The sequence below is a fragment of the Nitrobacter sp. MLSD-S21 genome, assembly GCF_058809865.1.
Genome location: NZ_JBXASZ010000002.1, coordinates 727,088 through 750,229, shown reverse-complemented (window position 1 = coordinate 750,229; position 23,142 = coordinate 727,088). Strand labels below are relative to the sequence as shown.

General features: G+C 61.9%; 16 protein-coding genes and 1 pseudogene. 8 read left to right on the top strand and 9 right to left on the bottom strand.

What is annotated here, in order from left to right; genetic code table 11:
• Window positions 1-167: 167 nt before the first annotated feature.
• A pseudogene (gene glpK, locus AC1RT6_RS09420) lies at window positions 168-1,671 on the top strand (glycerol kinase GlpK).
• A 59-nt stretch (window positions 1,672-1,730) separates the two neighbouring features.
• Here glpK and AC1RT6_RS09415 read toward each other — a convergent pair.
• From AC1RT6_RS09415 to AC1RT6_RS09395, 5 genes are all read right to left on the bottom strand, one after another.
• Window positions 1,731-2,150, bottom strand: a complete 420-nt coding sequence (locus AC1RT6_RS09415) for a PAS domain-containing protein (RefSeq protein ID WP_079445343.1) — start codon at window positions 2,148-2,150, stop codon at window positions 1,731-1,733.
• Window positions 2,151-2,152: 2 nt separating this feature from the next.
• Window positions 2,153-6,025, bottom strand: a complete 3,873-nt coding sequence (gene metH / locus AC1RT6_RS09410) for a methionine synthase (RefSeq protein ID WP_493029462.1) — start codon at window positions 6,023-6,025, stop codon at window positions 2,153-2,155.
• 69 nt (window positions 6,026-6,094) lie between these two features.
• Complete coding sequence (metF, locus tag AC1RT6_RS09405; protein ID WP_079445344.1) at window positions 6,095-7,009, bottom strand: methylenetetrahydrofolate reductase [NAD(P)H]; 915 nt, start codon at window positions 7,007-7,009, stop codon at window positions 6,095-6,097.
• 328 nt (window positions 7,010-7,337) lie between these two features.
• Complete coding sequence (locus tag AC1RT6_RS09400) at window positions 7,338-8,198, bottom strand: prephenate dehydratase (protein WP_079445345.1); 861 nt, start codon at window positions 8,196-8,198, stop codon at window positions 7,338-7,340.
• A gap of 11 nt (window positions 8,199-8,209) precedes the next feature.
• The gene (locus AC1RT6_RS09395; RefSeq protein WP_079445346.1) at window positions 8,210-8,974 is read right to left on the bottom strand and encodes a 3-deoxy-manno-octulosonate cytidylyltransferase; all 765 of its coding nucleotides are present in this window, start codon (window positions 8,972-8,974) and stop codon (window positions 8,210-8,212) included.
• Between the two features lie 191 nt (window positions 8,975-9,165).
• On the opposite strand from AC1RT6_RS09395, the gene AC1RT6_RS09390 reads away from it, so the two are divergent.
• From AC1RT6_RS09390 to AC1RT6_RS09365, 6 genes are all read left to right on the top strand, one after another.
• Window positions 9,166-9,720, top strand: coding sequence for a c-type cytochrome (locus tag AC1RT6_RS09390; RefSeq protein WP_079445347.1), 555 nt, complete (start codon window positions 9,166-9,168; stop codon window positions 9,718-9,720).
• Window positions 9,721-10,137: 417 nt separating this feature from the next.
• Window positions 10,138-12,039 (top strand): extracellular solute-binding protein, encoded by a 1,902-nt coding sequence (locus tag AC1RT6_RS09385; RefSeq protein WP_079445348.1) that lies wholly within the window; start codon window positions 10,138-10,140, stop codon window positions 12,037-12,039.
• 14 nt (window positions 12,040-12,053) lie between these two features.
• Window positions 12,054-13,931: an extracellular solute-binding protein gene (locus AC1RT6_RS09380; protein ID WP_079445349.1), complete on the top strand. Its 1,878-nt coding sequence runs from the start codon at window positions 12,054-12,056 to the stop codon at window positions 13,929-13,931.
• A 2-nt stretch (window positions 13,932-13,933) separates the two neighbouring features.
• The gene (locus AC1RT6_RS09375; protein WP_079445402.1) at window positions 13,934-15,043 is read left to right on the top strand and encodes a microcin C ABC transporter permease YejB; all 1,110 of its coding nucleotides are present in this window, start codon (window positions 13,934-13,936) and stop codon (window positions 15,041-15,043) included.
• Window positions 15,043-16,221, top strand: a complete 1,179-nt coding sequence (locus tag AC1RT6_RS09370) for an ABC transporter permease (RefSeq protein ID WP_472791170.1) — start codon at window positions 15,043-15,045, stop codon at window positions 16,219-16,221. Before AC1RT6_RS09375 ends, AC1RT6_RS09370 begins: the two co-directional genes overlap by 1 nt.
• Window positions 16,222-16,229: 8 nt before the next feature.
• Window positions 16,230-17,867 carry an ABC transporter ATP-binding protein gene (locus tag AC1RT6_RS09365; protein WP_079445351.1) on the top strand — a complete coding sequence of 546 codons (1,638 nt, stop codon included), beginning with the start codon at window positions 16,230-16,232 and terminating at the stop codon, window positions 17,865-17,867.
• 66 nt (window positions 17,868-17,933) lie between these two features.
• Here the strand turns inward: AC1RT6_RS09365 and AC1RT6_RS09360 are convergent, their stop codons facing one another.
• Window positions 17,934-18,779 (bottom strand): C40 family peptidase, encoded by an 846-nt coding sequence (locus tag AC1RT6_RS09360; RefSeq protein WP_472791172.1) that lies wholly within the window; start codon window positions 18,777-18,779, stop codon window positions 17,934-17,936.
• On the bottom strand, window positions 18,772-20,154 hold the full coding sequence (locus tag AC1RT6_RS09355; RefSeq protein ID WP_079445353.1) for a leucyl aminopeptidase family protein: 1,383 nt from the start codon (window positions 20,152-20,154) through the stop codon (window positions 18,772-18,774). The genes AC1RT6_RS09360 and AC1RT6_RS09355 overlap by 8 nt, the downstream gene beginning before the upstream one ends.
• A gap of 149 nt (window positions 20,155-20,303) precedes the next feature.
• Here AC1RT6_RS09355 and AC1RT6_RS09350 point away from each other — a divergent pair, with 149 nt between their 5' ends.
• The gene (locus AC1RT6_RS09350) at window positions 20,304-21,152 is read left to right on the top strand and encodes a tetratricopeptide repeat protein (RefSeq protein WP_079445354.1); all 849 of its coding nucleotides are present in this window, start codon (window positions 20,304-20,306) and stop codon (window positions 21,150-21,152) included.
• Between the two features lie 19 nt (window positions 21,153-21,171).
• Here the strand turns inward: AC1RT6_RS09350 and AC1RT6_RS09345 are convergent, their stop codons facing one another.
• Together AC1RT6_RS09345 and AC1RT6_RS09340 are read right to left on the bottom strand one after the other, a co-directional pair.
• The gene (locus tag AC1RT6_RS09345) at window positions 21,172-22,149 is read right to left on the bottom strand and encodes a type II secretion system F family protein (protein WP_079445355.1); all 978 of its coding nucleotides are present in this window, start codon (window positions 22,147-22,149) and stop codon (window positions 21,172-21,174) included.
• A gap of 9 nt (window positions 22,150-22,158) precedes the next feature.
• Window positions 22,159-23,133, bottom strand: coding sequence for a type II secretion system F family protein (locus tag AC1RT6_RS09340; protein ID WP_079445356.1), 975 nt, complete (start codon window positions 23,131-23,133; stop codon window positions 22,159-22,161).
• Window positions 23,134-23,142 lie beyond the last annotated feature (9 nt).

The window sequence follows — 23,142 nt, the reverse complement described above, 5'->3', positions numbered from 1 at the left end:
ACGGACGGTCGGATGGAAGCCGTGCCGGCATCTTATCCTTTCGTCGGGGGGAAGCGTGAATCAAAACGAAGGCACAAACTTGACCTTGGTCAGGCAATCCGCTTGCCTCGACCCTCCGCTTGCTTGGCGCAGCCGGGGAGCAAGCCCGCAAGTTTGAAAAGAAATTCATGGAAACTCACATTCTCGCCATCGATCAGGGCACCACATCGTCGCGTGCCATCGTGTTTCGCGCTGACATCTCCATCGCCGCGATCGCGCAGCAGGAATTCCCGCAGCATTTTCCAGCGTCGGGCTGGGTCGAGCACGAGCCGGAAGACATCTGGACCTCGACCGTTGCGACCTGCCGGCAGGCGATGAAGAAAGCGGGCGTCACGCCGAAGGACATCGCCGCCATCGGCATCACCAACCAGCGGGAAACCACTGTGGTCTGGGATCGGGCCACCGGAAAGGCGGTGCATCGCGCGATCGTGTGGCAGGACCGGCGCACGGCGGATATTTGCGCGCGGCTGAAGGCCGAGGGCCATGAGCCCGCGATATCGGCGAAAACCGGCCTGATCATCGATCCCTATTTTTCCGGCACCAAGGTCGCCTGGATCCTCGACTCGGTGCCCGGCGCGCGTGCGCGAGCGATGCGCGGAGAGCTGATGTTCGGTACCGTGGATTGTTATCTCTTGTGGCGGCTGACCGGCGGCAAGGTGCACGCAACCGACGCCACCAATGCGTCACGCACGCTGCTGTTCAACATTCACACCGGGCAGTGGGACGACGAACTGCTGGATATGCTCCAGGTGCCCCGCGCGATGTTGCCGGAGGTGAAAGATTCGTCCCTGCATTTCGGCGACAGCGCCCCCGAAGCTGTTTGGCGCGCCGATCTCGATCCGGGGCATCGCCGGAGACCAGCAGGCCGCGGTGGTGGGTCAGGCGTGTTTCGCCCCCGGTATGATCAAGTCGACCTATGGCACCGGCTGCTTTGCGCTGCTCAACACCGGCACGACGCCGGTCGCATCGAACAACAAGCTGCTCACGACGATCGCCTATCAGCTGAACGGCCAACGCACCTACGCGCTGGAAGGCTCGATCTTCGTCGCAGGCTCCGCGGTGCAGTGGTTGCGGGACGGCCTTGGTCTCATCAAGCAGGCTTCGGACACCGGGCCGCTGGCCGAACAGTCCGATCCCACCCAATCCGTGTATCTTGTGCCGGCTTTCGTCGGCATGGGAGCGCCGTACTGGAAACCGAATGTGCGCGGTGCGCTGTTCGGACTGACCCGCAACACCGGGCCGGCGGAACTCGCTCATGCGGCGCTGGAAAGCGTCTGCTACCAGACGTTTGATCTTTGGGACGCAATGCGCGCCGATTGGCCGGGCGCCGACGCCGCGCACACCGTGCTCCGTGTCGACGGCGGCATGACGGCCTCGGACTGGACTATGCAGCGCCTTGCGGACCTGCTCGAGGCACCGGTCGATCGGCCGGTGATTCAGGAGACCACGGCGCTGGGCGCGGCCTACCTCGCGGGGCTCTCCGCAGGCGTTTATCCGGAGCCGTCGAGATTTGCCGACAGCTGGCGGCTCGAGCGCCGTTTCAGGCCGGCGATGAGTGCCGCGACGCGGACGCGAAAGCTCAAGGGTTGGGCGGCCGCAGTGCGTGGCGTGCTGGCGAGCGACGAGCAATAGGCTTTTCGTATGTGGGGAATGCGGCATGCCGGCCGCGCACGCGCGGCAGGACCAGTCGCTCAGACTTTCGCCGCCGCCTTGTGGCGCAGTTGACGGATTTCCTCGAAACGGGCGGTGACATCGCGCAGCACCGACACCAGCCCGGTGATGCGGCCAGCGACGTCCGTCAGCGGCACGATGGTGAATTCGAGTGAGATGCGCCGGCCGTCCCTGTGAAGCGCGGGAACGGCAAGCACGTCGCCACCGCTGTAGCGGCTCTGCCCGGTCAGCATCACCTCGCGGTATCCGGCCCAGTGCCGGGCGCGCTGGTTTTCCGGAATGATGAGGTCGAGCGACTGGCCGATTGCCTCGCTGGTGCTATGGCCGAAAATCCTGACCGCGCCTGGGCTCCAGAACGTGATCGTGCCGTTGCGATCGGTGGCGATGATCGCGTCCGCGGATGAATCCAGCAGTGCGGCGGCGATCGCGGATGTGTCCACAGTCAGCCCGCCCGCGCAGCGGTCTTGCGCAATTTCAGATGCACCGCGCATTGGCAGCCCGGCGGATGACCGGCGACGTCGGCGGAGGCGTCGTTGGCGGGCGCGGGCACCGGCGTCGCGGTGGGCTTTCCGCCCTGGCCGGAAACATCCTGACCGGGAATGTAGTTGAGGATCGACGCCAGCCAGCGCTCGATCTCGGCGACCTCCATCTCCTTGCGCGCGGCATAGTCCTCGACCTGATCGCGCTCGATCTTGCCGACGCCGAAATATTGGCTTTCGGGATGGCTGTAATAGAGACCGGAGACCGAGGAGCCGGGCCACATCGCAAAGCTCTCCGTCAGCTCGACGCCGGTCGCGCGAGTCGCATCCAGCAGGCGGAACAGCGTGGCCTTCTCTGTATGATCGGGCTGCGCCGGATAGCCGGGCGCGGGGCGGATACCGACATATTCTTCCCGGATGAGCTGATCGTTGGTCAGCGCCTCATCCGGCGCGTAGCCCCAGAATTCCGTTCGCACGCGCTGATGCATCCGTTCGGCGAAGGCTTCCGCGAGGCGGTCGGCCAGCGCCTTCACCAGAATGGACGAGTAGTCGTCATTGGCGTTCTTGAAGCGCGCTGCGATTTCATCCTCGCCTAGGCCTGCGGTGACGGCGAAGCCGCCGATATAGTCGGCGATGCCGGTTTCTTTCGGAGCGATGAAGTCCGCCAGCGCGGAGTTGTGACGGCCCTCGCGTTTTTCGAGTTGCTGGCGCAGGGTGTGATAGGTCGCGATCTGCGTGGTGCGGCTCTCGTCGCTGTAAACCGCGATATCGTCGCCGACACGGTTGGCGGGCCAAAAGCCGATCACGCTGGAGGCCTTGAACCACTTTTCTTTAACGATGCGGTCCAGCATCTTGCGTGCGTCGTCATAAAGGGCGCGCGCGGTCTCGCCGACCACCTTGTCGTCGAGGATCGCTGGAAAGCGCCCGGCCAGTTCCCACACCTGGAAGAACGGCGTCCAGTCGATCACCTCCACCAGTTCTTCCAGCGGATAGTCGGTGAAGGCTTTGGTTCCGAGGAAGGTCGGCTTGACCGGGCGGTAGCTGCTCCAGTCAATCGGCACTGCGTTGGCGCGGGCGGCCGCGAGTGGCAGCCGTTTCTTGTCCTGCTGGGCGCGGAAATGCGCCGCGGAAATCTTGGCGTATTCGGCGCGCACTCCGGCCGCGTAGGCCTCCCGCCGCTCCGGCGACATCAGCGAGGCAACGACGCCGACGGCGCGGCTGGCGTCGTTGACGTGGATCACCGGGCCGTTGCGATAGTTAGGGTCGATCTTCACGGCGGTATGGACGCGGCTGGTGGTCGCACCGCCGATCAGGAGCGGCAGGTTGAGACCCTGACGCTCAAGCTCCGCCGCGAAATAGCCCATCTCGTCCAGCGACGGCGTGATCAGGCCGGAGAGGCCGACGATATCGGCCTTCTCGGCCTTTGCCGTCTCGATGATCTTGGCGGCCGGCACCATCACGCCGAGGTCGATCACCTCGTAGTTGTTGCACTGAAGCACAATGCCGACGATGTTCTTCCCGATATCGTGGACGTCGCCCTTGACGGTGGCGAGCAGGATCTTGCCGGCGGAGGTGCTGCCCGCGCCCTCGATGCCGGCGGCCTGATTGCGTGCCTTCTCCTCCTCCATGAACGGCATCAGATAGGCGACCGCCTGCTTCATCACCCGCGCCGACTTCACCACCTGCGGCAGGAACATCTTGCCGTCGCCGAACAGGTCGCCGACCACGTTCATACCGGCCATCAGCGGCCCTTCGATCACGTTGAGCGGGCGCTCGACCGTCAAGCGCGCGGCTTCGGTGTCTTCCTCGATATATTCGGTGATGCCGTTGACCAGCGCGTGGCTCAGCCGCTTCTCCACCGGCCATTCGCGCCAGGAGAGATCCTTCTCCTTCACTTCCTTGCCAGCGCCGCGGAATTTCTCCGCCAGTTGCAGCAGCCGTTCCGATGCTCCGGGATCGCGGTTCAGAATCACGTCTTCGCAGGTCTGTCGCAGCTCGGGGTCGATGTCGTCGTAGATGATCATCTGCCCGGCATTGACGATGCCCATATCCATGCCGGCCTTGATGGCGTGATACAGGAACACCGAGTGCATGGCCTCGCGCACCGGCTCATTGCCGCGGAACGAGAACGACAGGTTGGAGACGCCGCCTGAGATATGCGCGTGCGGCAGGTTTTGGCGAATCCAGCGCGTTCCCTCGATGAAGTCGACGCCGTAGTTGTTGTGCTCCTCGAGACCGGTGGCGATGGCGAAGATGTTCGGATCGAAGATGATGTCTTCCGGGGGAAAGCCGACCTCCTCGGTCAGGATGTCGTAAGCGCGCTTGCAGATTTCGGTTTTGCGTTGATAGGTGTCGGCCTGCCCAGTCTCGTCGAACGCCATCACCACCACAGCCGCGCCGTGGCGTCGTGCAATCCGCGCCTCGTGCAAGAATTTCTCCTCGCCTTCCTTGAGCGAGATTGAGTTCACTACCGGCTTGCCCTGGATGCATTTCAGCCCAGCCTCGATCACCGAGAACTTGGAGGAATCGACCATCACTGGCACGCGGGCGATGTCGGGTTCGGACGCGATCAGGTTGAGGAAGGTGACCATCGCCGCTTCCGAATCCAGCAGGCCTTCGTCCATGTTGACGTCGATGATCTGGGCGCCGTTCTCGACCTGGTTGCGCGCCACATCGAGCGCAGCGGTGTAATCGCCGGCCTTGATCAGGTTACGGAATTTGGCCGAGCCGGTGACGTTGGTGCGCTCGCCGACGTTGACGAAGGGGATGTCGGAGGTCAGCGAGAACGGCTCCAGCCCCGACAGCCGCAGCCGCGGCGCAACGACCGGCACCACGCGCGGCTTGTGTGGGGCGACCACGGCCGCGATGGCCGCGATATGATCCGGCGTGGTGCCGCAGCAGCCGCCGACGATGTTGACGAGGCCGGCTTGTGCGAACTCGCCGATCAGCCGCGCCATGTAGTCCGGGCTCTCGTCGTACTCGCCGAACTCGTTGGGCAGGCCCGCGTTCGGATAGGCGCAAACCAGCGTGTCGGCGACGCGTCCGATCTCGGCGACATGCGCGCGCAGGTCTTCCGCGCCGAGCGCGCAATTGAAACCGATGGTGAGCGGACTGGCGTGCCGTACCGAGTGCCAGAACGCTTCGGGCAATTGGCCCGACAGCAAGCGGCCGGACTTGTCGGTGATGGTGCCGGAGACCATCACCGGAATCTCGATGCCGCGCTCCTCGCCGATTTCGGCGACGGCGTAAAGCGCAGCCTTGGCGTTCAGCGTGTCGAAGATGGTTTCAACCAGCAGCAGATCCGCGCCGCCGTCGAGCAGGCCATTGATCTGTTCGCCATAGGCCTTGCGCAGGTCGTCGAAGGTGACCGCCCGGTAGCCAGGATTGGCGACGTCTGGTGAGATCGACGCGGTGCGATTGGTTGGGCCGATAGCGCCGACGACAAAACGCGGCTTGCCGTCCTCGCCACTGACCCGGGCGGCGGCGGCGCGCGCGAGCTTCGCGCCCTCGCGGTTGAGTTCGTAGACGAGATCCGACATGTCATAGTCGGCCTGCGCGATCGATGTCGATGAAAACGTGTTGGTGGCGACGAGGTCAGCGCCGGCGCGCAGATACTGCGCGTGAATGTCCTCGATCGCTTGCGGTTGGGTGAGGATGAGGAGGTCGTTGTTGCCGCGCACGTCGCGGTGAAAATCCTTGAATCGCTCGCCACGAAACGCGGCTTCATCGAACCCTCGCGCCTGGATCATGGTGCCCATGGCGCCGTCGAGCACCAGAATGCGCTCGCGCGCGAGGTTCCGGAGTTTCTCGGCAGTGGGATTCGAACTTTTTGTCACGCTTGTTATCCTGTGATCGTTATGCCCGCGCTTATAGCGGACATCCACGTCTTTGGGCGGAAGATGGGATCACGCCGCCTTCTGGGCAGCATCGGGCCGGATGCCGAGCAGATGACAAATCGCGAACACCAGGTCGGCGCGGTTCATGGTGTAGAAGTGGAACGTATCGACGCCGCGCTTGGCGAGCTTCTGGACCTGACCGGCCGCGACCGTCGCCGCGATCAGCTTGCGCGTTTCCGGATCCTCATCGAGCCCTTCGAATTTTTCGGCGAGCCAGGTTGGAACCGTGGTGCCCGCCTTGGTCACAAAGGCTCTGGCCTGCTTGAAGTTGTGCATCGGCATGATGCCCGGCACAATCGGAATATCAATGCCGCGCGCGCGGACGCGATCGAGATAGCGAAGGTAAAGGTCGTTGTCGAAAAAGACCTGGGTGATGGCGCGGGTCGCGCCGGCATCGACCTTTGCCTTAAGGACGTCGATGTCGGTATCGATGTCGGGACTCTCGGGGTGCTTTTCGGGATAGGCCGACACAGAAATTTCGATGTCGCCATGCCGCCGCTTGATGCCGGCGACGAGGTCGGTCGAACTGCGATAACCTTCGGGATGGGTGCTGTAGGCCGTGCCGATGCCGCCCGGGGGGTCTCCGCGAAGGGCGACGATATGGCGGACGCCGATGTCGCGATAGCGGCTGACAATCTCATCGACCTCCCCGCGCGGAGCGCCGACACAGGTGAGATGCGCCGCCGGACGAAGCTGGGTCTCCGACAGGATGCGCGCGATGGTCGAATGGGTGCGCTCGCGAGTCGAGCCGCCGGCGCCGTATGTCACAGAGACAAAGCTCGGATCAAGGGGCGCGAGGCGGGTAATGGTGCCCCAAAGATTGTGCTCCATCTCCTCGGTTTTGGGCGGAAAGAACTCGAACGAGATCGTGGGTCGTTTTTGCGCGCCAAGGTCATTATGAACCGCGGCGGAAGCGTCTGTCATGACTCGTGAACTCCACTGCATCTGCCTCACCGTGCCTTCAGCGCCGATAGTTTCCGGAAAACGCCTAGGCCTCATGGCCGTGCCATCACAGATTGGCGTTCCCACTAGGGTAGCCCATAATTAGACATCCTCGTGATGGGAAGTAGCCCACCTCACCCATAAATGTAAGGCAAATAGATCAGGCGTGCGATATAATGGGCAGACTGAGAAATTGTATTATATTGAATTCGTTGATGATATCAAATATCACCTGTTTGGGAACATGCACATATATCGACATAAACTGAAAATTGCCCAACTCAAGGGGCGGACAATGCACGAAACTTGGTCAATCCGCTCGTTCGCGGAAAGTCGCGCGGAACGGATGAGCCGGATAGACGCCCACGATGCGAAGCTCCTTTGAAAAGAACCTCAACTCCTCCAGCGCGAATGCGAGGCCGCGATCGTCCGGGTGGCCTTCGACATCCGCATAGAATTGTGTAGCGAAGAAGTTGCCATCGACCATGTAGCTTTCGAGCTTGGTCATGTTGACGCTGTTGGTGGCAAATCCCCCCATCGCTTTATAGAGCGCGGCCGGCAGGTTGCGCACTCGAAAGACAAAACTGGTGACCAGCGGCCCAGATCCTTGCTTGGCCCAGTTGGCCTCTCGTGCCAGCACCACGAAACGCGTGGTGTTGTGGTCCTCGTCCTCGACATCCTCGGCGAGAATGTCGAGATGATGGAGTTGCGCAGCGAGACGCGAAGCGATCGCCGCACAGCTGGTATCGCGGCGTTCGGCGACAAGGCGGGCAGCGCCGGCGGTATCGCCCGAGACGATCGGCCGGATGCCAAGTTTGCGGATGATACGGCGGCATTGCCCGAGGGCGTGAACGTGACTTTCGACGGTCTTGATATCCGCGAGCGTTGCTCCGCGCGGCGCCACCAGTTGATGGCGGACCGGCAGGAAGTATTCGCCGACGATGAACAACCCCGACTGCGGAAGCAGGTGGTGAATGTCGGCGACGCGGCCGGCCACCGAATTCTCGATTGGGATCATGCCGAGGTCGGCTTCGCCGGACGCGATGGCGGCGAGCGCGTCCTCGAAGGTCGCGCAAGGCAATGGTTCGGCATCGGGATAGGCGTCCGCGATGGCAATATGGGAATTCGCGCCGGGTTCGCCCTGGAATACGATTTTCATCATCTTGGTCATCAGCTGTTCTATCAGCGGGCCGGGTGTTCGCCAGAGGCTGAATTGGCGAGGAGCCGACGGGCGGTTTCGAGGTCGGCCGGGGTATCGACGCCCCGCGGCACGTCGTCCACAATCATGATGTCTATCCGCATTCCGCCTTCCAGCGCCCGCAACTGCTCGAGCCGTTCCTGTCGCTCGAGAGGCGAGGGCGGCAGCTCGACAAAGCGCTGCAAGGCCTCGCGGCGATATGCGTAAAGCCCGACATGATGGTAGCGCGGGCCCTCGCCATACGGGGCGGTGGCGCGGGTAAAATAAAGCGCGCGCAGTCGCCGAGAGTCGACCGGAGATCCGATGGCCTTGACCACATTCGGGTTGGTGGCCTCCTCATCGGATTGAATTTCGGCGGCCAGCGTTGCGATATCGACCGAGGGGTCGGCCAGCGGCTTGAGCACGTCGCGAATCGTGCCCGGACGGATGGTCGGGAAGTCGCCCTGGAGGTTGATGATTGTATCGATGCTGCCTTCGGGGTCCAGTCTGCCCAGCGCCTCGAAAACGCGGTCGGACCCGGACGGATGATCGGCGCGCGTCATGATCGCCTCGCCGCCATGGGCCGTCACCGCGGCCGCGATGTCGGGAGTGTCGGTGGCGACAGCGACGCGCCCGATGCCGGCTGCCTCAGCCCGCCGCAAGACGTGAACGACCATCGGCAGGCCGCCGATATCCAGCAATGGTTTGCCTGGAAGTCGGGTCGCGGCCATGCGGGCGGGTATCAGCACGAGGGTGCGGGTCTGGGTCATCGGTTGGGGGAGAGCGGAAATTGGCGCAGCTTCTAAGATCTGCGGCATTTATACGGGTTGTCAGAACGCCGGCAAACCGTTATCTCGTCCTGCCGCCTCCGCGAGGCCGGTCCGCGGCATCTCCGTCGTCGTTCAGCCGGCCGTGCGGCCGACTTTCGAGCGTGGAGCCTTGCCGCAGATGGACTTCCTCAATGATCAATAAATTTCTTGGCGCGGTTCTGGGCACCTGCCTCGTTCTGCTGGTCATGAATTTCGTTGCCAAGACGATTTTCGCGTCGCATGCGCCTGCGAAGCCTGGTTATAAAATTGAGGTCAAGGAAGCGCCAGAGGCAGCTCACAAGGAAGCAGTTCACAAGGACGACAAGCCGGCGGCTTCGAGCAAGGAAGCCGAGGTCGCGTCGGCGGTGTCGCTGGGGAAGCGGCTGCAAGCCGCTTCGGTCGAGAACGGCGCCATCGTGGCCAAGAAATGCGCCGCCTGCCATACCCTTGAGAAGGGCGGACCGAACCGCGTCGGTCCTAACCTTTATGGCATCGTCGGCGAGCCGCGCGGCAAGGGCCATGACTTCAATTTCTCGGCTGCCATGAAGGCCAAGGGCGGCACCTGGACGCTTGATGAACTGGACAAGTTCCTGGCCGGTCCGAAGGAATACATCCCCGGCACGGCGATGTCGTTCGCCGGCATTCCGAAGGACACCGACCGAGCCGACCTCATTGCCTATCTGCGCAAGAATTCCGACAAGCCCTAGCCGCTGACGGATGCCGCAAGGTTACGCTGTATAGCCTTGCCAACCGGCGGCAGGAGTTTTCAAAGTCGCTCACCGTGCCGGTCGCCCACACTTAACCGGCTGGTTTCACCGCACAAGTTCGAGAGGTGGGTGGTATCATCCCCGAAAACCGACATAATCGGCCGAGACAGTGCGCTTCGAGTTGCACCGCCAGGCATGATGCCGAAAAGTGGAAACCGGTTTTCAAACAAGATCATGCTCAATCGAAAAAATAGAACAGAGGTCGGTTCAACGCGGTTGAATCGGACTCTGGAGCGCGATCAGCAATCCTGGATCGATTGCGCTCCAGGAGTGAGAACGCGCATGATCGTCGCCAGCCCATCACACTTTGGCGCATCATGCGCTAGCTCGCCCCGATAACTCGTAGGGATACTCGCATTGGCCTTCACACGACGACGTCTCCTTCACGGCGGTGCCCTGATCGCAGCCGCACCCGCGATCAAAGTCCTGACCGGCGCTTCGGCAATCGAAGCGGCGCATGCGCAGGCGGGGTCGGCCGGCCTCAAATGGCGGCACGCGCTTTCGCTGTTCGGCGAGGTGAAATATCCGGAAGGCTTCAAGCATTTCGACTATGTCAATCCGGACGCGCCCAAAGGCGGTATGGCGCGGCAGATCGCGCTCGGCACTTTCGATAATTTCAACCCTGCCGTGGCGGGCGTGAAGGGTTTGATCGCGTCAGGAGTCGCGCTGATCTATGAATCGCTGACGACTCAATCGCTGGACGAGGTTTCAACGGAGTATGGCGCGCTGGCCGAGTCGGTTGGTTATCCCGACGATTTCTCGTTCGTGACCCACCGGCTACGGGCCGAGGCGAAGTGGCACGACGGCAAGCCGGTCACGCCCGATGACGTGATTTTTTCGTTCAACGCGCTGAAGAAGCATCGTCCGTTCTATGCAGCTTATTACCGCCATGTTGTGAAAGCCGAAAAGACCGGGGAGCGCGAGGTGACCTTCACCTTCGATGCGCCGGGCAACCGCGAACTGCCGCAGATCGTCGGACAGTTGATGGTGTTACCGAAGCACTGGTGGGAAGGCACCAACGAGGCGGGCGTCAAACGGGACATTTCCGCGACCACGCTGGAGCCGCCGCTCGGCAGCGGGGCCTACAGGATCAAGAGTTTTGAAGCAGCGCGCTCGGTGACGCTGGAACGGGTCAAGGATTACTGGGGCCGCGATCTCAATATCAACGTTGGCCAAAATAATTTCGACGAGCTGCGCTATGAATATTTCCGCGACGGCACGGTTGCGCTCGAAGCCTTTAAGGCCGATCAGGTCGACTGGCGCACCGAAAACAGCGCCAAGAACTGGGCCACGGCTTACAATTTTCCGGCGGTGAAGGACGGCCGCGTTGTTCTGGAAGAATTTCCCATTCGCAATGCGGGCGTGATGCAGGCGTTCGCCCTCAACATCCGCCGCGACAAGTTCAAGGATCCTCGCGTGCGGTGGGCGCTGAATTTCGCGTTCGATTTCGAGGAAATGAACAAGCAACTATTCTACGGCCAGTACAAGCGCATCAATAGCTATTTCTATGGCACAGAACTGGCATCAAGCGGCCTGCCCGAGGGCAGGGAGCTTGAAATCCTTGAAACCGTTCGCGCTGAAGTTCCGGCCGAAGTGTTCACCACGCCTTACAGCAATCCGGTCGGCGGCAATCCCGAAGCGGTTCGCAGCAACCTGCGCGAAGGCATGAAGCTCTTCAAAGAGGCGGGATATGAGGTGCGTGACCACAAGCTGGTAGACAGCAAGACCGGCGCGCCATTCGAACTGGAATTAATGTCGGAAGATCCGAGCGCTGAGCGGATCATGCTGTTCTTCAAGCCGTCGCTGGAGCGCATGGGCATCACTGCAACCGTTCGGACCGTCGATACGACGCAGTACGAGAACCGGATGCGCAGCTGGGACTTCGATGTGGTCGTCAATAACTGGATTGAATCGCTGTCGCCGGGCAATGAGCAGCGAGAGTTCTGGGGTTCGCACGCGGCGGATATGCCGGGCTCGCGCAATGTCCTCGGCATCAAGAATCCCGCCGTCGACAAGCTGATCGAGCGGGTGATCTTCGCTAAAGACCGCGCCGACCTTGTCGCAGCCACCAAGGCACTCGACCGCGTGCTGTTGTGGAACCACTATGTGGTGCCGCAATTCAGCTATCCCTTTCATCGCACCGCCCGTTGGGACCGCTTTGGGCGGCCTGCCGAGATGCCGAAGTACGGTGTCGACGCCTTTCCGGCGCTGTGGTGGTACGATGCCGACAAGGCGGCCAAGGTCGGCAAGCGATCTTGAGGAGGGTCGCGCGGATGAGGCAGCCCAGCCGCCGGCAGGTGATCGCTCTCGGGATCGGCGCGGTAGGGTCGGCATGGCTACGGCCGGCTGCCGCGAACGACGCGAAGACCGAATCCCATGGTGAATCCCACGGCATGTCGGCATTCGGCGACCTGAAATACCCTGCTGATTTCCACCACTTTGACTATGTCAATCCCGACGCGCCGAAGGGCGGGCTATTTTCGACCATTCCGTCCAGCCGCGCCTTCAACCAGTCGTTCCAGACCTTCAATTCGCTCAACGCCTTCATTCTGAAAGGGGACGGCGCGCAGGGCATGGGGATGACGTTCACCTCGCTGATGGCGCGTGCCGGCGACGAACCCGATGCGATGTACGGTCTGGCGGCGAAGACCGTGCGTATCTCGGCCGACGGATTGACCTATCAATTCAAGATGCGACCGGAGGCCCGGTTTCATGACGGGCAAAAACTCACCGCGCGCGATGCCGCCTTTTCGCTGACGATTTTGAAGACCAAAGGCCACCCCCTGATCACGCAGCAGATGCGTGACATGGTGAAGGCCGAAGCGATCGACGATGCGACGCTCGTCGTCACCTTCGCTGCGAAGCGCGGCCGTGACGTGCCGCCGTTCGTAGCAAGCATGCCGATCTTCTCGCAAGCCTATTACACCGCGCATCCGTTCGAGGAATCGACGATGGATGTCCCGCTCGGCAGCGGGCCGTACAAGGTCGGCCGGTTCGAATCCAATCGCTTCATCGAGTTCGACCGGGTCAAGGACTGGTGGGGCGCCGATCTTCCGGTCTGCCGCGGCAGTTATAATTTCGATACGGTGCGGTTCGACTTCTATCGCGATCGCGATGTGGCTTTTGAAGGCTTCACCGGCCGCAGCTACCTGTACCGCGAGGAATTCACCTCGCGCATCTGGAATACGCGCTACGATTTCCCGGCGATGACCGAGGGCCGCGTCAAGCGCGAGCAGTTGCCCGACGAGACGCCGTCCGGCGCGCAAGGCTGGTTCATCAATACGCGCCGCGACAAGTTCAGGGACCTGCGCGTTCGCGAGGCGCTCGACTGCGCCTTCGATTTCGAGTGGACCAACAAGAGCATCATGTACGGCGCCTATGTGCGGACGGTGTCGCCGTTCCAGAACTCCGATCTGATGGCGAGCGGCCTGCCGTCGCCGGAGGAAGCGGCGTTGCTGGAGCCGTTCCGCGGCAAGGTTCCGGACGAGGTGTTCGGCATGCCGTTCGTGCCGCCGGTGTCCGACGGCTCGGGACAGGATCGTAAGCTGTTGCGCAGAGCCGCGCAACTGCTCAACGACGCGGGCTTTCACATCAAGGACGGCAAGCGGATGACGCCACAGGGCGAGGCATTCCGCGTTGAGTTCCTGCTCGACGAGCCGTCATTCCAGGCCCACCACATGCCCTACATCAAGAACCTCGGGACGCTCGGTATTGAGGCGACGCTGCGGCTGGTAGATTCCGTGCAGGCGAGGGCGCGGCGCGACGACTTCGATTTCGACATGGTGATCGAGCGCTTCAGCTTCTCGACCGTGCCGGGTGACTCGCTGCGGCCGTTCTTTTCGTCGCAGGCGGCAGCAACCAAGGGATCGTACAACCTCGCCGGCATTTCGGATCCCGCGGTCGACACCCTGATGGAGCAGGTGATCGCCGCCGATACCCGCGCCAAGCTGGTGTTTGCCGCGCGCGCGCTGGACCGCGTCATTCGCGCGGGCCGTTACTGGGTGCCGCAATGGTATTCGAACGCGCACCGGCTGGCCTATTGGGATGTGTTCGGGCATCCGCCGACCCTTCCAAAATATCTCGGCGTCATGGCGCCTGACATCTGGTGGTCGGCGCTGGCCAAACCGGCGTCGTCCGGTCAGGCGGAATAAGCATGGCCGCCTATATCGCCCGCCGCATTCTGTTGATGATCCCCACGCTGCTGGGCATCCTGTTCGTGTCGTTCGTCGTGGTGCAGTTCGCGCCCGGCGGTCCGGTCGAGCGGGTGATCGCGCAACTGAGCGGCTCCGACACCGGGGGGATGTCGCGCATATCGGGATCGTCCGGCGGCGACTTCGGCGCGCGCGCCCAGGTGGGAGCATCCTCCGACGCTGTCAGCTCGAAATACCGTGGCGCGCAGGGGCTTGATCCGGCCTTCATCAAAAGCCTTGAACAGCAGTTCGGATTCGACAAACCGGCGCCCGAGCGCTTTCTGCTGATGCTGTGGAACTTCTCCCGCTTCGATTTCGGAAAGAGCTATTTCCGCGACACCACCGTGATCCAGCTCATCAAGGAGAAGCTGCCGGTTTCGATGTCGCTCGGCATCTGGATGACGCTTTTGACCTATCTGATTTCGATCCCGCTCGGAATCCGCAAGGCGGTGAGGGACGGATCGCGCTTCGATACCTGGACTTCGGCGGTCATCATCGTCGGGTTTGCGATTCCGGGATTCTTGTTCGCGATTCTTCTCATCATTCTGTTCGCCGGCGGATCGTTCTTCAGCATCTTCCCTTTGCGCGGATTGACGTCGGACGGCTGGAGCCAGTTTCCCTGGTACTGGAAGATTCTTGATTACTTCTGGCATCTCACGCTGCCCATCATCTCGATGGCGCTGGGCGCCTTCGCCACCATGACATTGCTGACCAAGAATTCATTCCTTGACGAAATCCGCAAGCAGTATGTGATGACGGCGCGCGCCAAGGGCTGCAGCGAGCGGCAGGTGCTCTACAATCACGTATTCCGCAACGCCATGCTGATCGTCATCGCCGGATTTCCCGGCGCGTTCGTTCACGCTTTCTTTTCAGGTTCGCTTTTGATCGAAACCATCTTTTCGCTCGACGGCCTCGGCCTTCTCGGTTTTGAGAGCGTGCTCAATCGCGATTATCCGGTGGTGTTTGGCACGCTGTTCATCTTTTCGCTGGTTGGGCTTGTGATCAACCTGATCTCCGATCTGACCTACATGTGGATCGACCCGCGGATCGACTTCGAGGCGCGGGAGGTCTGATGGCGGTGACGTTGCCAAAGCCCGTTGAAGCCGATTCCGTGGCGCCGCTCGGGGAGGCTGTGCCGCCGGCGCGCCATCCGCTGCGCCTGTCGCCGCTCAATCGCCGCCGCTGGCAGAACTTCAAATCCAACCGGCGCGGCTACTGGTCGCTCTGGATATTCCTGATCCTTTTCTTCATCTCGCTGTTCGCGGAATTAATCGCCAACGACCGGCCATTCCTGATCCGGTTTGATGGGCACCTTTATTTCCCGGCATTCGTGACCTATCCGGAAACCGCATTTGGAGGCGACTTCGAGACCGCCGCCGATTATCGCGATCCCTATTTGCAGAAGCTGATCGCGGCCAAGGGTGGCACCATCATCTGGCCGCCGATCCGTTATTCCTACGACACCCACAATCTCGATTTGCCGACGCCGGCGCCTTCAAAACCAACCTGGCTTTTGACCGAGGCCGAATGCAAGGAGGTGGTTCAGCGAAAGAACCTCACAAGCTGCCGCGACCTCGAATACAACTGGCTCGGCACCGACGATCAGGGCCGCGATGTGGTGGCACGGCTGATCTACGGATTCCGGATTTCGATCCTGTTCGGGCTTTGCCTGACCATTGTCTCGTCGGTCATCGGTATCGCGGCTGGCGGGGTGCAGGGTTATTTCGGCGGCTGGGTTGATCTCGGCTTTCAGCGCTTCATCGAAGTCTGGACCGCGATCCCCTCGCTCTATCTGCTCTTGATCCTGTCGTCGATCCTGGTGCCGGGATTCTTCGTCCTGCTCGGAATCCTGCTGCTGTTCTCGTGGGTCTCGCTGGTCGGTCTTGTGCGCGCCGAATTCCTGCGTGGCCGAAACTTCGAATACATCACGGCGGCGCGGGCGCTTGGCGTATCGAATGCGACCATCATGTTTCGCCATCTTCTGCCGAACGCCATGGTCGCGACCATGACGTTCCTGCCGTTCATCGTATCGTCGTCGGTCATGACTCTCACTGCATTGGATTTTCTCGGCTTCGGATTGCCGCCGGGCTCGCCTTCGCTCGGCGAAATGCTGGCGCAGGGCAAGGCCAACGTGCAGGCGCCGTGGCTCGGCTTCACAGGGTTCTTCGCGCTCGCGATCATGCTATCGCTGCTGATCTTCATCGGCGAAGCCGTGCGTGACGCCTTCGATCCGCGCAAGACGTTCAGGTAAGGCCCCGGATGGACACCATCGATCAGCCGCTGCTCGACGTTTGCGACCTGTCCGTTGCATTTCACCATGCCGGCGGACCGTCGATTGCCGTTGATCGCATTTCATTCGAGATCAAGCGCGGCGAGTGCGTGGCATTGGTCGGCGAGTCCGGTTCTGGAAAGTCTGTCAGCGCGCTCTCGGTCCTGAAGCTGTTGCCTTATCCGGCCGCATCGCATCCCTCCGGGAACATCCGCTTTAACGGACGCGAGCTGCTCAGCCTGTCCGAGCGCGAAATCAGGAGCGTTCGCGGCAACGACATCTCGATTATCTTTCAGGAGCCGATGACCTCGCTCAATCCGCTGCACACCATCGAGGCGCAGATCGGCGAGATATTGCTGCTGCACGGTGGAATTCGCGGCGCGGCGGCGCGGAAGCGGACGCTGGAACTGCTGGGCCAGGTCGGCATTCTTGATCCGGAAACCCGCCTTGCCAGCTATCCGCATCAGTTGTCCGGCGGCCAACGTCAGCGCGTGATGATCGCGATGGCGCTTGCCAACGAACCCGACCTTCTGATCGCGGACGAGCCGACCACCGCGCTCGATGTTACGGTGCAGGCGCAGATCCTGGCCCTGTTGGCGGATATCCGCGCCCGGCTCGGTATGAGCCTTCTCTTCATCACGCACGATCTCGGCATCGTCCGCCGCATCGCCGATCGCGTCTGCGTCATGAACGGCGGCAAGATCGTCGAGAAGGGACCGGTCGAGGAGGTTTTTGAGTCGCCGCGGCATCCCTACACGCGCGAACTGCTGGCCGCGGAGCCGAAGCCCGACCCGGCGCCGCCGCGGCCGGAATCGCCCGTCGTGATCGCGGCCGACGAACTCAAGGTCTGGTTTCCAGTCCGCCGCGGTCTGTTACGCAGGACGGTCGGCCACATCAAGGCGGTGGACGGTGTGACGCTGAAGGTGCGCAAGGGCGAAACGCTCGGTGTCGTCGGCGAATCCGGGTCCGGCAAGACCACACTCGGACTGGCGCTGTTGCGGCTGATCTCGTCGGACGGCCCGATCGTGTTCCTCGGCAAAAATATCCAGGGTTTGCGCTTCAAGGAGATGCGGCCGTTCCGTCGCGATATGCAGATCGTTTTTCAGGATCCGTTCGGAGCGTTAAGTCCGCGGATGTCGGTCGGCGATATCGTGGCCGAGGGCTTGAGCGTGCATCAGCGTGCACTGACGGACGCCGAGCGCGAGACACGGGTGGTCAAGGCTCTGAAAGATGTCGGGCTCGATCCTGCGACGCGCTTCCGCTATCCGCACGAATTTTCTGGCGGCCAGCGCCAGCGTATCAGTATCGCGCGCGCCGTGGTGCTGGAGCCGAATTTCGTCGTGCTCGACGAACCGACCAGCGCACTCGACATGCTGTTTCAGGCGCAGATGGTCGATCTCTTGCGAGAGCTTCAGCGCAAGCGCGACCTGACCTACATGTTCATCTCCCACGATCTGCGCGTGGTCGCTTCCCTTGCCAGTCATCTCATCGTGATGCGGCACGGCAAGGTCGTCGAGGAAGGGCCGGCGTCGGAGCTGTTCAAGAGTCCGAAATCAGATTACACGCGCGCGCTGTTCGCCGCCGCCTTCCGGCTGGAGACTGCGTCGGGGGAATCGAACGCAGACTAGAGCCTTCGCGCTTCTGATGGAATCAGAAGCGGGGCTTTGGATCCTCGTCGCTCGAAAACGCTATAATCAATCCAGCCGCTTGACACAGGTGACGGTGCTGCCTCCCGTCTGGATGCGGGCGAGCGCCACTTCGATTGTCTCGATCGCCGTTGCCATGTGATAGGCGTTGGCGTGGACGAGCGTGGTTGCGTCGCGGATGATGGCGACGTGTCCTTTCCAGAACATCAGATCACCGCGCCGCAGCTCTTGCGATTCCGTCGAAGACAACGTGCGACCCATGGCTTGCTCCTGCATATCGCTGTCGCGCGGACATGCGATGCCGGATGCGTTGAGCGCGACCTGCACGAGGCCAGAGCAATCGATGCCGAGGCTGGTCTTGCCACCCCACAGATACGGCGTTCCGACGAACATTTCGGCGACCGCGACGAAATCCGCCACAATATGATCGAGCGGCGCGATATGGATGGCGGGTATGTAGAGATGACCATTGGCAACGGCAAAATCGCCGTCATGACGCTGGACGGTTAGTCTGGCGCCGATCGCTAGCGTCTCAACCGGCGGCAGTTTGATCGACGGTCCGGGAAACGCAAACGTCCGCAAGGCAACGACCTTGTGCGTCGGTGCTGCGCCGGGCCTTGCAAGCGCGCGGTCCGGGAGCCAGCCGACATAGCCGTCGCCTTCCAACTGGCCCCAGGCCCAGCCTTCGGCACTGTGGTCGTAGATCATGACGCGCTCGCCGCGCAGCGCCTGGGTCTCGAGCATTGCATCCGGCGCAGGCTCGCGCTGTAGGGGAGCTACCGCTTCGACAACTTCGTGTTCCTCGCCGTCGGTGAAGCGCGCCGCATTGATCTTGCCCTCGAGATAGCGGGCGGCGACCTCCGGCCGGGCCGGTGTGAGACGCGGATCATCCATAGCGTTCGCTCAGCAGTCTGTAGATCGCGCGCGCGGCCTGGCATTCGCCACCTTCCGGACGCGCCGGTTTGGCCGACGGCGTCCAGCCGTAGATGTCGACGTGAAGCCAGCTCGTCGCCGCCTCGACAAAGCGTTGCAGAAACAGCGCGCATACGATCGATCCGGCAAAGCCGCCCGACGGCGCATTATTGATGTCGGCGACCTTGGAATCGAGCCAAGTACCGTAGGCCGGCCACAGCGGCATCCGCCACAGCGGATCGTTCTCGGTCTGCGCGCAGCGCGCGATGTCGAGCGCCAATGCGTCGTCGTTTGTATAGAACGGCGGTACGTCCGGCCCCAGCGCCACGCGGGCCGCGCCGGTGAGCGTTCCGAGATCGATCAGTAGCTCAGGTGCTTCTTCGTCGGCCAGCGCCAGCGCGTCGGCAAGGACCAGTCGGCCTTCGGCATCGGTGTTGCCGATTTCCACCGTCGGTCCCTTACGCGACGGAAAGATGTCGAGCGGCCGGAATGCGTTCCCGGCCACGGCGTTCTCAACGGCCGGGATCAGCACGCGCAACCTGACTTTCAGCTTCGCATCCATCACCATCAGCGCCAAAGCGAGCACATTGGCGGCGCCGCCCATGTCCTTCTTCATGATCTGCATGCCGCTGGCGGGTTTGAGATCGACGCCACCGGTATCGAAGCAGACGCCCTTGCCGACCAGCGTGACCTTCGGGTGCGTGGGATCGCCCCAGGCAATATCGATCAGGCGCGGCGCGCGCGGCGAGGCCATGCCGACCGCATGGATCAGCGGAAAATTCCGCTGCTTCAGATCGTCGCCGACGATGCAACTGAATTCCCCGCCGAAACGCTGGGCGAGATGTTGAGCCGCTGCCGCAAGTTCTTCGGGTCCCATGTCGTTGGCGGGCGTATTGATCAGGTCGCGGGCAAGTGATGCCGCTTCCCCCATCCGCGAGATGGCCGCGATGTCGACGCCCTCGGGCGGCACCAGACGCGCTTTGGGTGCGTCGGCCTTGCGATAGCGATCGAAGCGATAGTTGCCGAGCGCGAAGGCCAGTGTTGCGAGATGGATATCGCGCGGCGCATTGGCAAAGCGGTAGGTGCCGGGCGGCAACAGACCCGGCAGCTTGCCAGCGAGAAAGGGATCGCGCGTTTGGTCTGATTCCTCGCCAAGACCGAAGAGAATGTGTGAGATGTCGCCGTTCGCCGCGGGTAGCGCGAGGTACTGTCCCGACTTGGCCAGAAAGCCGCTCGCCTCGGCAAAACGGCGAGCAGGACCGTCGGGCGTTGCGTCAGCCGCTTGCCAAGCTGCCTTCGACACAAAAATGATCGGAATAGCTGCCTCGGCTGACGAAGTCGCAAACGCGGGATTCATGGTGGGTGATCTCATTCCGTTAGAAGAGGGAGAGTTAAACCGGAAGCGACGCTGGCGCCAGTCGGAGTAGTTAACCAGACGTTAGGGTTAACAGTCTATTGCTGAAGTGGCCCAACTTTCGATCAGCCGCAATTGCGAGTGAAAGTGCCATGCGTCAGCAGTCGTGCCTTGCTAGGCTTCTCGCATCCGCTACCGTAACGACAATGCTGGCGTCCGGTCTTGCCGGCTGTCAGACTGCGGGCATGCGTGATGTCACCGGCTCGCTAGGCACGAAATCCGCGACAAATTCCGAAACCGATCCTCATCAAGCGGCCGAACTTTATGGCGAGAAGTTTCGTGCCAACCCCAAGGATGTCGACGCGGCCTTGAAATATGGAGCGGCATTGCGCGCCATCGGGCAGCGCGCTCAGGCGGCCGCGGTGTTGGAACGCGCCGCGATCCTCAATCCTGGAAACAAGTTGGTGCTTGCCAGCTGGGGCCGGGCATTGGCGGACAACGGGCAGTCGCAGCAAGCCTTCGATGTTCTCGGCCGGGCGCACACGCCGGCGAATCCGGACTGGCGGATTCTTTCCGTCCAGGGGACGACGCTCGACAAGCTCGGTCGTCACGAGGATGCGCGCCGCTATTACGCGAGCGCGCTCAGAATCGTGCCCGACGAGCCCTCGGTGCTGTCCAATCTCGGAATGTCGTATGTCCTGACCAAGGAGTTGCCAAAAGCAGAGGAGACCTTGCGTCGTGCTTACGCCGGCGCTCCGGTCGATGGCCGGATCCGGCAGAACCTGGCGCTGGTCGTCGGATTGCAGGGCCGGTTCGACGAAGCCGAGGGTATCGTGAAGGCCGATCTGCCCGTCGATGAAGCAGCGGCGAACGTGGCCTATCTGAAGCAGATGCTCGGGCGCGGCGCCAACGCGCGGGTCGGTGCGGCTGATGCGGTCAGGCAAGACTCCCGCAGATCACGGGCGGAAAGTTATCCGCGGTCGGACGGGCCGGTCTCTTAAACCGCCGTTTTGCAAAGCCTCAGTGCATTTGCGCTGCGATCTTGATGCCGCTCGGTCCGAGAATGACCACGAACAGAACGGGCAGGAAGAACACGATCATCGGGACCGTCAGCTTGGGCGGCAGAGCGGCGGCCTTCTTCTCGGCCTCGGTCATGCGCATATCACGATTTTCCTGCGCCATTACGCGAAGGCTTTGCGCGAGCGGGGTGCCGTATCGTTCTGACTGCTGGAGCGCGAGACACACCGATTTAACTCCTTCGACACCGGTGCGGTTCGCCAGATTTTCGTAGGCGATCTTGCGATCCTGAAGGTACGACAGTTCTGCTGTGGTCAGAGTAAATTCTTCCGCCAGCGCGACCGACTGGTTGCCGATCTCCGTGCTGACCTTGCGGAACGCGACTTCGATGGACATGCCGGATTCAATGCAGATCAGCAGCAGATCGAGCGAGTCCGGGAAGGCTCGCTTGATCGAGAGCTGACGCTTGGTAATGGCGTTTTTCAGAAACAACATTGGCGCCTGCAAGCCCAAAAACGCGGCGCCGATGCAGATGCCGATCTTGATAGGGGTGGATTGCTGCGTGTGCGATATCAGAAAAACGTAGGTGATCGCTCCGATCAGCATCACGATCGGGGTGACCATGCGGAAGAATAGAAAGGTGACGTAAGGAGCCTGACCGCGATATCCCGCCATGACGAGTTTTTCGCGTGCGGCCTCCTGAGCCACCCACTTCCCAAGATTGAGATCGTCCACGATCTTCGAAACGAACTGCTTCGGTGCTTGACGAAGAGAGACCTTTTCGGATTTCGCGAGCCGCTCGCGCTCCCGCTGCCGAATGCGCTCGCGCTCGCTGGCGACGGCCTTCATCCGCTTGGTAAAGCCATCCGTCGCAAGAAAAGGCGTGACCAGCGTATAGACGGTCGCGCTGGCGGCGATGGCGGCGAGGACCATCGTCATGAACCGCGGGTCGTGGAATTTCTCGATCAGGAACTCGAGCATGTTGCACCGTCAGAAATCGAAATTGATCATTTTCTTCATCACGTAGATGCCGGCCGACATCCACAGCACGGAGCCGGCCAGCATCAGCCGCCCGGTGGGATGGGTCCACAGCATCGCGATGTAGTCAGGCGTGGATAGATAGACCAGCAGCATGACGATCGGAGGCAGCGAGCCGATGATCGCGGCGGACGCCTTGGCCTCCATCGACATGGCCTGGATTTTCTCGGCCATCTTCTTGCGGTCGCGCAGCACCTTGGACAGGTTGCCGAGTGCTTCCGACAGATTGCCGCCGGATTTCTGCTGGATCGAGATCACGATCCCGAAAAAGTTCGCTTCCGGCACCGGCATGCGTTCGAACAATCGCGAACAGGCCTCGCCGAGTGGCATGCCGATCGCCTGTGTTTCGATGATGGCCCGGAATTCGCTTTTTAACGGCTCCGGCGAGTCGGCGGCGACGACCTTGAGCGATTCAAACAGCGGCAAGCCGGCCTTGATGCCGCGGACGATCACGTCCACCGCATCGGGAAGAGCCCGCAGAAACGCAGTCTCCCGACGTTTCTTGAGAAATCCGAGGAGCCAGCGCGGCACACCAAAGCCTGCCGCGAATGCCAGACCGACCGCCGCGATCGGTCCGGCTCCCCAAATCATTGGAACGGCGAAACAGATCAGGGCGAAAATGCCGGAAGCGATCAGAAACTTCTCCTTCGACCATGACAGGCCCGCCTGTGTGATGCGATGGTTGAGGGTGACTTTTCTGTCGCGTTTCTGGCGTTGCTCGATTTCCCGTAGCGATCCCTCGATCTGCTCGCGGCGCGAGCGCTGGGTTCTATCGACTTGTCGGATATCCGGACTGGTTCGCGCGAACGCGGCCCGGCGCTTTTCCGCCTTCACCTCGCCCGACAACGTCGGATACAGGAAAACCCATGCGACGCCGCCCACTGCGGTTGCAGCCATGAATGCCAAGGCCAGTATTTGCAAGTTCATGAGCGCGCG